Source organism: Streptomyces sparsus, assembly GCF_054776295.1.
On record NZ_BAAHCA010000196.1, the window covers coordinates 1 to 6,816 of the forward strand.

The window sequence follows — 6,816 nt, forward strand, 5'->3', positions numbered from 1 at the left end:
CGTCCAGAAGTCGCGGACGCGTTCCTGGGCGGCCTTGCCGGGCGCCGCGCTGTGACTGGTGTCCGGGAGCGGGTCGGGGGCGGCGCTGGCGGGGCCGGCGAGAACGCCGGTGGCCAGCAGGGCTCCGGCGGCGAGCAGAGTGCCGAGAACGGAACGAGGAGTGTGTCTCACGCGTACTCCTTCTGCGACGGTCGCGATGGGGCGCGACGGCGGGGGCCGGGCAGCGGGTGGGCGGCCCGGGCAGACGAGCGGTGCGGTGGAGCGGTGCGGGCGCGGGGCCTCCGAGGGAGGTTCCGGCGCTCCTCGGGCGGTGCTGGACCCGGTGTGGCGCTGGATCGGGTGGGGATGCTGAAGCAGCAGAGTGCCAGCCCCGACGCCGTTTCGTCAGGGGCACGTCAAAAAGCTGGCCGAAAAGCCCGCTTCGGCCGGTACGGGATCGGCTACACGCGTTCCAGCGGTCGGTGCGGCCCCTCGGGCGCCGTCACGGTGATCGGGTCACCCGGCATGACCTCGCCGTCGGTGAGTACCACGCCCATGATCCCGGCACGCCGGAGCAGTTCGCCCGACTCGTCGCGGCCCACCACGCGTTCCAGCAGACCCGGCTGGAACGCGTCGATCTGCCGGCACGGGTTGCGCAGGCCGGTGATCTCCACGACGGCGTCCGGGCCCAGCCGCAGCAGCGTGCCGGTGCCCAGCGCGAGCAGGTCCAGGCCGCGGGTGGTGATGTTCTCGCCCAAGGCCCCGGGTTCGAGGACGAAGCCCGCGGCGGCCACCTCGGTGAACAATTCCTCGTGCAGGAAGTGGACCTGGCGCAGGTTCGGCTGGTCGGGGTTCTGCGCGACGCGGGACCGGTGCTGCACGGTGACACCCGCGTGGGAGTCACCCTCGACACCAAGACCGGCCAGCAGCCGGATGCTCGGTTGAGCCACTTTGCTGAAACGGTGGTCGTCGTCCCGGCAGACCGCCACCACGCTTGCTTCCCGCATCCCCGCCCCGCCCTCCCGCTCTGTCCCGGCGAGGCGCTCTCGGCGCCTCGCACCAGCCTCAACGGCGTGCAGACCCCGGCGCCCCGCAGTCGTCGGCGCAGAGTGCGGCGCCTCGGCCATGGGAGAGTCTAGGACCTGTCCCCGGGAGGTCGACGTAACCCCCTTCCGGCAGCACACGGGTGCGCCTTGGCGGGCTCAGCCCACGCGTTCTCACCCGAGGAAGACCCTGTACGAGTGGCACGGACGCTGGTCGGCGGACGGCACGCGGGCCCCACCCCTGCGCATCGACCACGGCTCCGAGCACGACCCACCGGACGATGGCGTCTAGGGTTCCCCCATGCAGCTGGACGAGGGTCGAAGGGCAGCCGAGGCCGGGGACTGGGTGGCCGCGGGGCACGCCTTCGTCCGGGCCGCGATGGAGGGCAGTACGGCGGGTGCCGAGCTGGCCGCCCGGGCGGCCGTGGAACTGGTGCCGCTGGCGGACGGCGGATCGGCGGAGGCCGCCGCGCTGCTCGCCGGGATATACCTGGAGTACTTCGACGGGTCCGCCCTGCCCATGGCGGTGCGTTACGCCCGCGCGGCGGCCGAGGCCGGGCTCCCGGCCGGGCAGCGCACCTACGGGCACATGCTGGTGACGGGCCTGGGCGTCGAAGAGGACCGCGTCCGTGCGACCGAGTTGTTCCGGGCGGCTGCCGACGGCGGAGACGCCTACGGCGCCTTCAATCTCGCCCAGCTGGTCGACGACCCCGACGAGTCCCTGCGGCTGCTGGAGACCGCCGCGCGCGAGGAAATCGTCGCCGCCGGTGCCGTCCTCGCCGACCGGCTGTCCGCACTGGACCGGGACGAGGAGGCGCTGGGTTGGTACGTCTGGGCGGCCGAGCGCGGGCACACGGGGGCAATGAACGCCGCCGCCTGCTGGTACCGCGACGGCTTCGGCACCACGCCGGACCCGGTGCAGGCGGTGCGCTGGTTCTTCGTCATGCTCGCGCACGGCGACGGCGACGGCATCCACGAGGCGATCCAACTGGCGAAGGCCGGGGCGCTGGACGAGGAGCAGATCCGCGACGCCGGTCGGCTCGCCGGCGATCCCGGGGCGGCGGAGTCCCTGATCGGCACGGCTCTGGGCGGCGGCCGAACCCCCTGAGGCCGGATCTGAGATGACGTCACCGGCCCCGCCCGTGGTGCGGTTGCCCGGCCGTGGGCGGGGTCCGGTGGGTTGCGGCTGGGCCCGGCGGGCTCCGGGTTCCGCTACCGGCTCAGCCCAGCAGGCGGACGGCCTGGTAGTAGGTCCAGGCGGTGGCGGTGCAGGACGACTTGGTGGCGCCGGTGTAGCGGGCGCAGACCCGCTTCATGTCCTCGTGGAAGGCGCTGTCCAGGCGGTTCTTGTTGGCCGAGAAGGTGCCCTGCGCCTTGTAGTTGCGGTAGCCGAAGTCGTGGCGGGCACAGGAGGCGCTGAACGGGAATCCGAAGGGGTTGTCGGGGGAGGCGGTGCAGTAGTTGGTGCTCCAGTCGAATCCGTAGGCGGACCAGGCGCCACGGTTGGCGTTGGCCGAGGCCCAGGCGTTGTAGCTGCTCTGGCTGGTCTGGGTCCAACTGGACAGCACCCGGGGCTTGTCGGCGGGCGCTGCGGTTGCCGGCGAGGTGGTGGCGACGACGGCGGCGAGCGCGATTCCGGTTGCTGCCATGCCAGTGGTGACGCTTCGGCGCATGCGGACCTCCGGGTCGGTCGCCGTCCGGATCACGGACGGCGGCACGTGTGGGGAGATCAGTTTGAGTAATGCGCATGTCATGCCGGTAGCGGTCCGGCGGAGACGGCACAACTGATCTGCCACAACTGTTCAACTTCCGCACATACGCAGGCGGTTGGAAACCGACTCCGGTGGAAGGGCGTCCGCTCACCGGACACATCCCAGCCCCGCCAGCCCGCCCACACCCTCCGCCCACACCCCCGCCCCACACGAAGGCCCCCGCCCCCGGCGAGCGTTGCTCGCGAGGGGCGGGGGCCGACGGGGGCGGTGAACTCCTGGCGGGAGGGTCAGAAGCGACGCGTGATCAGCGCGCGCTTGACCTCCTGGATCGCCTTGGTGATCTCGATCCCGCGCGGGCAGGCCTCCGTGCAGTTGAACGTGGTCCGGCAGCGCCACACGCCGTCCCGGTCGTTGAGGATCTCCAGCCGCTGCTCGCCGGCCTCGTCACGCGAGTCGAAGATGAAGCGGTGGGCGCCCACGATGGCCGCCGGGCCGAAGTACTGGCCGTCGTTCCAGAACACCGGGCACGACGAGGTGCACGCCGCGCACAGGATGCACTTGGTGGTGTCGTCGAACCGCTCACGGTCCTCGGCGGTCTGGTGGCGCTCCCGCGTCGGCTCGTTGCCGGTGGTGACCAGGAAGGGCATCACGTCCCGGTACGCCTGGAAGAACGGCTCCATGTCGACCACCAGGTCCTTGAGGACGGTGAGGCCCTTGATGGCCTCCACGGTGATCGGCTTCTCCGGGTTGATGTCCTTGATCAGCGTCTTGCAGGCCAGCCGGTTGCGGCCGTTGATCCGCATCGCGTCGGACCCGCAGATGCCGTGCGCGCAGGAGCGGCGGAACGTCAGGGTGCCGTCCATCTCCCACTTGATCTTGTGGAGGGCGTCGAGCACGCGCTCCTTCGGGTCGATCTCGATCGTGAAGTCCTCCCACGAGGCGTCCGCGGACACCTCGGGGTTGAACCGGCGGATCCGGAAGGTGGCGGTGATGTACGGCAGGTCGCCGCCGCCCGCGGGAGTCGTGTCCTCGACCTTGTCCAGGGTGGGGGTGCTCATCAGTACTTACGCTCCATCGGCTGGTAGCGGGTCGTGACGACCGGCTTGTAGTCCAGCCGGATCGACTCGGTCCCGTCGGCGCCGACCTCGCGGTACGCCATGGTGTGGCGCATGAAGTTGACGTCGTCGCGGGTCGGGTAGTCCTCGCGGTAGTGACCGCCGCGGGACTCCTTGCGGGCCAGGGCGGACACGGCCGTCACCTCGGCCAGGTCGAGCAGGTTGCCCAGCTCGATGGCCTCCAGCAGGTCGGTGTTGAACCGCTTGCCCTTGTCCTGGACGCTGACGTTGAGGTACCGCTTGCGCAGCGCGGCCACGTCCTCGACGGCCTCCTTCAGCGTCTGCTCGGTGCGGAAGACCATGACGTTCTTGTCCATGGTCTCCTGGAGCGCCTTGCGGATCTCGGTGACCCGCTCGTTGCCGGTGGCGTTGCGCAGCCGCTCCACCTGCTCGACGACCTGGGCCTCCGGGTTCTCCGGCAGGTCCACGTAGTCGGCGCTGGAGGCGTACTCGGCGGCGGCGATACCGGCGCGGCGCCCGAAGACGTTGATGTCCAGCAGCGAGTTGGTGCCCAGCCGGTTCGCGCCGTGCACGGAGACGCAGGCGACCTCACCGGCGGCGTACAGGCCCGGCACGACCGTGGTGTTGTCGGCGAGCACCTCACCCTGGACGTTGGTCGGGATGCCGCCCATCGCGTAGTGCGCGGTGGGCTGGATCGGGATCGGGTCCGTGTAGGGCTCGATGCCGAGGTACGTCCGGGCGAACTCGGTGATGTCCGGCAGCTTCGCGTCGAGCTGCTCCGGCGGCAGGTGGGTGAGGTCCAGGAAGACGTGGTCGCCCTCCGGGCCGCAGCCGCGCCCTTCACGGATCTCGGTGTAGATGGAGCGGGAGACGACGTCCCGGGACGCGAGGTCCTTCATGACCGGCGCGTACTTCTCCATGAAGCGCTCGCCGTTCTTGTTGCGCAGGATGCCGCCCTCACCGCGGGCGCCCTCGGTGAGCAGGATGCCCATCCGCCAGATGCCGGTCGGGTGGAACTGGAAGAACTCCATGTCCTCCAGCGGCAGTCCCCGGCGCCAGGCGGCGGCCTGGCCGTCGCCGGTGAGGGTGTGCGCGTTGGAGGAGACCTTGAAGAACTTGCCGTTGCCGCCCGAGGCGAAGATGACGGCCTTCGCCTGGAAGACGTGGATCTCACCGGTGGCCAGCTCGTAGGCGACCACGCCGGCGGTCTTCTTGACCCCGTCGACCTCGTTGAGCAGCACGTCCAGGACGTAGAACTCGTTGTAGAACTCCACGCCCTCCTTGACGCAGTTCTGGTAGAGCGTCTGGAGGATCATGTGGCCGGTGCGGTCCGCGGCGTAGCAGGACCGGCGGACGGGGGCCTCACCGTGGTTGCGGGAGTGCCCGCCGAAGCGGCGCTGGTCGATGGTGCCGTCCGGCGTGCGGTTGAACGGCAGACCCATCTTCTCCAGGTCGAGGACGGCGTCGATGGCCTCCTTCGCCAGGATCTCGGCGGCGTCCTGGTCGACCAGGTAGTCGCCGCCCTTGATCGTGTCGAAGGTGTGCCACTCCCAGTTGTCCTCCTCCACGTTCGCCAGCGCGGCGGCCATACCGCCCTGGGCGGCGCCGGTGTGCGAACGGGTCGGGTACAGCTTGGTGAGCACGGCGGTGCGGCTGCGCTTCGTCGACTCGATGGCCGCGCGCATGCCGGCACCGCCGGCACCGACGATGACGGTGTCGTACTTGTGGATCTTCATTGGCTCGGTACCTCAGCCCTCAGCGGATGTTCGGGTCGAAGGTGAAGATCACCAGCGTGCCCAGGAGGACGGTGAACACCGTCGCGGTGTACAGCAGCATCTTCAGCCAGAACCGGGTGTTGTCCCGCTCGGCGTAGTCGTTGATGATGGTGCGCAGCCCGTTCGCGCCGTGCAGCATCGCCAGCCACAGCATGATCAGATCCCAGGCCTGCCAGAACGGCGAGGCCCAGCGGCCGGCCACGAAGGCGAAGCCGATCTTGCTGACGCCGCCGTCCAGCACCAGCTGGATCAGCAGGTGCCCGAGGACGAGGACCACGAGCAGGATTCCGGACAGCCGCATGAACAGCCAGCCGTGCATCTCGAAGTTGGTGCGGCTCGTCTTCGGGGTGCGGGAGGTCCGGGCGCGGGGCGCCTCGATGACCGGTGCCGGGTTGTCCACGGAAGGGGTGTCACTCTGCGGGGATTCAACGGACATGGGTCATCAGCTCCCGAACAGCTCGTGGAAGGCGTGTGACAGGACGGGCCAGAAGGCGCCGGCCATCAGCACGGCCCAGATGCCCATCACGGAGTACAGCATCTGCTTCTGGTACTTGGCGCCCTTCGACCAGAAGTCCACCGCGACGACCCGCAGGCCGTTGAGCGCGTGGAAGAGGACGGCCGCCACGAGGCCGTACTCCATCAGAGCGACGAGGGGGGTCTTGTATACGGCCACGGTCTCGTCGTACGCCTCCGGGGAGACGCGGACGAGCGCGGTGTCCAGGACATGTACGAACAGGAAGAAGAAAATGAGGACGCCGGTGACTCGATGAGCCACCCATGACCACATGCCTTCCCGGCCGCGGTACAGCGTTCCAGCCGGCACGGAAAACCCTCCGGGAGCGGGGATTGGGGCCTGCCGGCTTCAGTGTCGGTCGGCCCGGCCGGGTACGGTCCACCGGCCGCCGCCATGGTAGCGATGAGTTGTCGCCGACCTTGCGCTGGGGGCGTCGATGTGATCAATCAGGCACGGAAGGACTACTGGCGGTGACATCCCGTACCACCAGGCGCAGCAGCCGGCCGCGCGCCAGGCGGCGCAGCTCGTCGGCCGTCACCGCGCGTTCCTCGTCGGCCTCGTTGCCCAGCCGGGCGCGGATACCGGCCAGCATGCCGTCCAGGCGCATGGTCGGCGGCAGCTCGTCCAGGCAGATCACGAAGGCGTGCCCGAAGCGGCTCTCGTAGGCGGCGCGGGCCGCCTCCAGCGCGGTGTGCGCGGCCCGGGAGCCGGGCGCCG

At 70.0% G+C, this 6,816-nt stretch carries 8 protein-coding genes; 1 reads left to right on the plus strand and 7 read right to left on the minus strand.

The window, feature by feature from the left end; translation table 11 throughout:
- Nucleotides 1–440: 440 nt before the first annotated feature.
- A complete protein-coding gene (locus ACYVE9_RS11860) occupies nt 441–986 on the minus strand; it encodes an MOSC domain-containing protein (RefSeq protein ID WP_461027756.1) in 546 nt (181 codons plus the stop codon).
- Nucleotides 987–1,323: 337 nt separating this feature from the next.
- Here ACYVE9_RS11860 and ACYVE9_RS11865 point away from each other — a divergent pair, with 337 nt between their 5' ends.
- The gene (locus ACYVE9_RS11865; RefSeq protein WP_461027757.1) at nt 1,324–2,130 is read left to right on the plus strand and encodes a tetratricopeptide repeat protein; all 807 of its coding nucleotides are present in this window, start codon (nt 1,324–1,326) and stop codon (nt 2,128–2,130) included.
- 112 nt (nt 2,131–2,242) lie between these two features.
- On the opposite strand, the gene ACYVE9_RS11870 is transcribed toward ACYVE9_RS11865, so the two are convergent.
- The 6 genes from ACYVE9_RS11870 to ACYVE9_RS11895 form a co-directional block, all read right to left on the minus strand.
- Entirely contained in the window at nt 2,243–2,695 is a 453-nt protein-coding gene (locus ACYVE9_RS11870) for a phospholipase (protein ID WP_461027763.1), read from the minus strand.
- A 326-nt stretch (nt 2,696–3,021) separates the two neighbouring features.
- The gene (locus tag ACYVE9_RS11875; protein WP_461027758.1) at nt 3,022–3,792 is read right to left on the minus strand and encodes a succinate dehydrogenase iron-sulfur subunit; all 771 of its coding nucleotides are present in this window, start codon (nt 3,790–3,792) and stop codon (nt 3,022–3,024) included.
- Nucleotides 3,792–5,546: a succinate dehydrogenase flavoprotein subunit gene (sdhA, locus tag ACYVE9_RS11880; RefSeq protein ID WP_461027759.1), complete on the minus strand. Its 1,755-nt coding sequence runs from the start codon at nt 5,544–5,546 to the stop codon at nt 3,792–3,794. The genes ACYVE9_RS11875 and sdhA overlap by 1 nt, the downstream gene beginning before the upstream one ends.
- A 19-nt stretch (nt 5,547–5,565) precedes the next feature.
- Nucleotides 5,566–6,021 (minus strand): succinate dehydrogenase hydrophobic membrane anchor subunit, encoded by a 456-nt coding sequence (locus ACYVE9_RS11885; RefSeq protein ID WP_461027760.1) that lies wholly within the window; start codon nt 6,019–6,021, stop codon nt 5,566–5,568.
- 6 nt (nt 6,022–6,027) lie between these two features.
- Nucleotides 6,028–6,408 (minus strand): succinate dehydrogenase, cytochrome b556 subunit, encoded by a 381-nt coding sequence (sdhC, locus tag ACYVE9_RS11890; RefSeq protein WP_461027761.1) that lies wholly within the window; start codon nt 6,406–6,408, stop codon nt 6,028–6,030.
- Between the two features lie 133 nt (nt 6,409–6,541).
- The coding region (locus tag ACYVE9_RS11895; protein WP_461027762.1) for a 2-oxo-4-hydroxy-4-carboxy-5-ureidoimidazoline decarboxylase at nt 6,542–6,816 on the minus strand (275 nt) is incomplete at its 5' end.